Origin of the sequence: Nocardia sp. NPDC060220, assembly GCF_042727815.1 — a bacterium.
Lineage (GTDB): Bacteria > Actinomycetota > Actinomycetes > Mycobacteriales > Mycobacteriaceae > Nocardia.
Genome location: NZ_JBHWZY010000620.1, coordinates 1 through 4,209 on the forward strand (window position 1 = coordinate 1; position 4,209 = coordinate 4,209).

6 protein-coding genes are annotated in these 4,209 nt (G+C 68.5%); 4 read left to right on the forward strand and 2 right to left on the reverse strand.

The features are described from left to right. The first annotated feature begins 2 nt into the window (after positions 1-2). Complete coding sequence (locus ACFWF3_RS26425; protein WP_379316029.1) at positions 3-662, forward strand: PadR family transcriptional regulator; 660 nt, start codon at positions 3-5, stop codon at positions 660-662. 51 nt (positions 663-713) lie between these two features. Then, a complete protein-coding gene (locus ACFWF3_RS26430; RefSeq protein WP_378987684.1) occupies positions 714-1,001 on the forward strand; it encodes a putative quinol monooxygenase in 288 nt (95 codons plus the stop codon). A 63-nt stretch (positions 1,002-1,064) separates the two neighbouring features. Here the strand turns inward: ACFWF3_RS26430 and ACFWF3_RS26435 are convergent, their stop codons facing one another. Further along, positions 1,065-2,039 (reverse strand): alpha/beta hydrolase, encoded by a 975-nt coding sequence (locus ACFWF3_RS26435; RefSeq protein ID WP_379316031.1) that lies wholly within the window; start codon positions 2,037-2,039, stop codon positions 1,065-1,067. A 139-nt stretch (positions 2,040-2,178) separates the two neighbouring features. On the opposite strand from ACFWF3_RS26435, the gene ACFWF3_RS26440 reads away from it, so the two are divergent. Both ACFWF3_RS26440 and ACFWF3_RS26445 read left to right on the forward strand, forming a co-directional pair. Continuing rightward, positions 2,179-2,526 (forward strand): hypothetical protein, encoded by a 348-nt coding sequence (locus ACFWF3_RS26440; RefSeq protein ID WP_378987678.1) that lies wholly within the window; start codon positions 2,179-2,181, stop codon positions 2,524-2,526. Beyond that, positions 2,519-3,151, forward strand: a complete 633-nt coding sequence (locus ACFWF3_RS26445; protein WP_379316033.1) for a Dabb family protein — start codon at positions 2,519-2,521, stop codon at positions 3,149-3,151. Before ACFWF3_RS26440 ends, ACFWF3_RS26445 begins: the two co-directional genes overlap by 8 nt. 104 nt (positions 3,152-3,255) lie before the next feature. On the opposite strand, the gene ACFWF3_RS26450 is transcribed toward ACFWF3_RS26445, so the two are convergent. Further along, positions 3,256-4,104 carry an IclR family transcriptional regulator gene (locus ACFWF3_RS26450; RefSeq protein WP_378627732.1) on the reverse strand — a complete coding sequence of 283 codons (849 nt, stop codon included), beginning with the start codon at positions 4,102-4,104 and terminating at the stop codon, positions 3,256-3,258. Between the last annotated feature and the right edge of the window lie 105 nt (positions 4,105-4,209).

A 4,209-nucleotide genomic window follows, 5' to 3' on the forward strand; every position in this document is an offset into this window, starting at 1 on the left:
ATCTGCCGCCGACCAGCTGGGCGGTGCTCGCCATGCTCTCGTACGAGGAGGAGATCTCCGGCTACGACCTGAAGAAATGGGCGGACTGGAGTCTGCGCTACGTCTACTGGACCCCGTCCTACAGCCAGATCTACGCCGAGCTGAAGAAGCTCGAACAGCACGGCTTCGCGAGTTCGCGACTCGATCCCGACAACACCATGCGCGCCAGACGGCTGTACCAGATCACCGCGGAGGGCCGGGCCGCGGTGACCACGTGGTGGAACAAGGCGCCGGTCGACCCGTCGGTGCTCAAACACCATGTGCTGTTGCGCGTGATGTTCGGCCATCTCGGGTCCCCGGATCGGCTCAAGCAGATCCTGCACGACCACATCGCCGACGTCGACAAACTCGCCCAACGCGCCGCGATCGATGCCGAAGCCGCGAAATCCGAACCGGGCTGGGCCTATTCGCAGCTCGTGCTGCAATGGGCGCAGCGCCACTACGCGACCGAACGCGACCTCGCGCAGCAGCTGATCGATGACATCGACAACGCGGCCACCGTCTTGGCGGGCGCCGAACACGACGACCGCACCGACTACCCCCACCCGACGCCGGGTCGCTGGCGCGAGATCGAGCAGCGGGTGCGCGAAGAAGAGCTCGAGCAGCACGACCCGGCGGACTAGGCCGTGTCTCTCCGATCGCGGGTACTGTCGCACGGAAAAAGGAGAGAAATCATGATCGCAGTCATCGCCGAGGTGACCGTCAAAGCCGGTGCGGGTGCGGAGTTCGAAGCCGTCGTTGCCGATCTCGTCGAACAGATCAAGGCCAACGAGCCGGGCAATCTGACCTACCAGCTGGTGCGTTCGCGGACCGACGCCGATCACTACCGGTTCTTCGAGCTGTACTCCGACGACGCCGCCGTCGAAGCCCACGGCCGGTCGGAGCACTTCCGCGCGGCAGGCAAGTTGATGGCTCCCTTGCTGGCGGCTGCGCCGAAGATCGAGTACTTCACCGCGGTCTGAACCTGAACCCCCTACTCGGAACTCGGGCCGGAAGGGTCTCGGGTGGGGCGCTACCGGTACCGATCACCTCGGGTCCCGAGGGAGGTCGAGCGTCTCGCGCACCATAGCCCAGATCTCGGTGCGCGCGGCGACGGTGGCGGCGAGGGACGGGATGCTGAGGAATCCGTGGAAGAGCCCGGTGTAGCGGCGATAGCGGACCGCGACACCGTCGGCTGCCAGGCGCTGGGCGTAGGCGTCCCCGGCCGAACACGGCGGGTCCAGTTCGGCGGTGACCACCACCGCGGGCGGTAGACCGGCCAGCGAGTCCGCCCTGGTCGGCACGAGACGCACGTCGTCGGTGCCGTGCGGTGCGTAGTTCGCCCAGTACCACCGCATGGCGCTGGTCGTGTTGTAGTGGCCCGTGCCGAATCGCCGGTAGGACTCGGTCTCGAAATCGTCGTCGATCACCGGATAGATCAGGATCTGGGCCGCGATCTGTGGCCCGTCCGCGTCCCTGGCCGCGATGGCCACGGTGGCGGCGAGATTGCCGCCCGCGCTGTCGCCGGCCACCGCGATCCTCGACGGGTCGCCACCATGGTCGCCGGCGTTGGCGGCGGTCCACCGCAGCGCCGCGAACATGTCGTCATGGGCCGCGGGGCCCGCGTGCTCGGGCGCGAGCCGATAGTCGACCGAGACCACCACCGCACCGACACCCGCGGCCATCGAGCGGCAGAACTCGTCGTGACTGTCGAGGTCGCAGAACACGAAGCCGCCGCCGTGCGCGAACACGATCACCGGCAGCGGTTCGCCGTCGTGATGCGGCCGGAACACCCGCAGCGGTAGCGGGCCGCCGGGTCCGTCGATCGTGAGGTCGCGCGCCAGCGCCATATCGGGAAGTCGTTGCAGCGGAGCGCGTCTGGCGCGGATCGCGGCACGCGCCTCGCTCGCGGCCATCGTGGCGACATCGGGGAATCCGGCGTCGAGCGTGGCGAGCACGGCCGCGACTTCCGGATCGGGAACCGCACCGGGCCCGGTGGTCGGGAACGTTCGCACAGTCACTGGTCCTCCTGAATTTCGGCGACGGAATCGGACGTCGTCGGCCTCACCGTAGGGTCGGTGCCGCGCGATCCGTACCGCGTTCTCCCACTGGGCGGAAACACCAGGTCGATGCCCTTCGGCGGCTGCCTACGGTCGGTGCATGGAAGCCACGAAGGTCTACGTGATCGACACCGTAGTGACCAAGCCAGGACGGGCCAGGGAATTCGTCGACGCCTATCTGCGCGACTACGCCCCGGGCGCGCGCCGACGCGGCATGACGCTGGAGCGGATCGTGGTGAGTCCGCCCGTGTGGTTCCCGGACGAGTCGAACACGATCATCGCGAGCTGGGTGCTCGACGGCGCACAGGGCTGGTGGGAGATGACCTGGCAGGGACGTTCGGATGAGTCGGTGCGGCAGTGGTGGGCCTCGGCGCGGGAGCTGATCGTCGAACGGACCCGCTCGACCGGCGCGCTCGCCACCGACATCGACAGGCTCGGCAATGTTTGAAGTGACTCGGCTGGTGCATCTTTCGCCCGGCACCGAGGCCGTGGTGCGTGACCGGCTGATGACCAGGGTGCGCGAAATCGCCGCCCCGGCCGCACGCCGCGTGCTGGTCGAGCCCACATTGCCGGGCGTGCGCAACGGTGGTGATGTCCTGGTGCACCTGCGCTTCGACGAGTCCGCGGACTGGACGGGGACCACCACCGAGGTGGATACCCTACTGAGCGAGAGTCCGGTCGCCCACGTCGACGGCGCCGAATATCACGGCGGCACAGCGGGTATCGCCGAGCCGGACGCCACCGGGTCGGTATACCGGGTACTGCTGCTGCGAGTCGAGCAGCACACCCCGCGCGCGACGGTCGAACGCTTCGAGGCAGACCTGCTGCGGATGCCCCGCTACCTGCCGGGCATCCGATCCTGGCAGTTGAGCCGGGTCACCCGTGGCACCGGACTCGCGGCGTGGACCCATGTCTGGGAGCAGGAGTTCGCCGACCTCGACGCTCTCGCAGGCCCCTATCTGATGCATCCGGTCCACTGGGCGCACGTCGACCGCTGGTTCGACCCCGAATGCCCGGACATGATCATCCGCGACCGGATCTGCCACAGTTTTTGCGTGAACCGCCCGCTCTGACGGAAGTGATCGTCCGCGAACGGATCTGACCCGCTGCTGCGCACAACCGGGTCGCGCCGTGCGCCGCCCGCGTTCGGGCCGGCGGCGTACGGCGCGACGGGGCATCACGCCGTACGCGGCCCGCGGTGGTCGGCGTACGAACGGCTCACGCCCAGCGGACGAGGATGCTGCTGCAACGTCGGATGCACCCGGACCCGGCCGTCGTCGACGTGGCGCCAGATATTGAGCGCGGTCGTGCGCACCGGCGCGCTGAGACGGTGATCGAACAGCATCCGATCCACCGGTCCACACACCGACACCGCCGCCACGGCGGCCTCGCCGAGATCGCCGATGGGCGCCGCGATACAGCCGAAGCCGGGCAGCGACTCCTCGCGCTCGACGGCGATCCCGTGCGCGCGCACCTTGTCCAGTTCGGTGTCGAGCTGGGCCTTGGTGGTGATCGAGTAGCGGGTGCGTGCGCCGGCCTGACCCGCGAGGGCATCGGCGATGCGGCGCTCGTCGGAGTAGGCCAGGATCGCCTTGCCGACCGCGGTACAGGCAGCGGGCCGCCTGCCGCCGACGCGGGTGGGCACCACCGCCGACAGCTCGCCGCCGACCTTGTCGAGGTACACGACGTCGGGACCGTCCAGCACGGCCAGATGCACCACGAACCCGGTGACCCGGTGCAGCTCGTGCAGGAACGGCATCGCCGCGCGGTGCAGCCGGTCCTGGTGCACCGCCAGTGAGCCGAGCTCCATCAGCCGGATGCCGAGTTCGTAGTCGCGCCCCTCGCGACGTAGCCAGCGCAACTGCACCAGCCGATCGAGCATGCGATGCGCCGAGGACCGGGGTAGACCGGTGCGCCGGACGATCTGGGCGAGCGTGAGCCTGCCCGGGCCGTCGAAGGCGTCGAGCAGCAGGGACGCGCGATCGAGGATCGCGCTCGGGGTGGTGGCCTCGGCCTGGATGACCATGAGCTCTCCATTCGGATCTACGAGCTGATGCCCAGTCGCATATTTCGATTAGGCATATACCTATTCATACCATCCGTTGTGGTCGTTGTCACATGAATCGGCAGG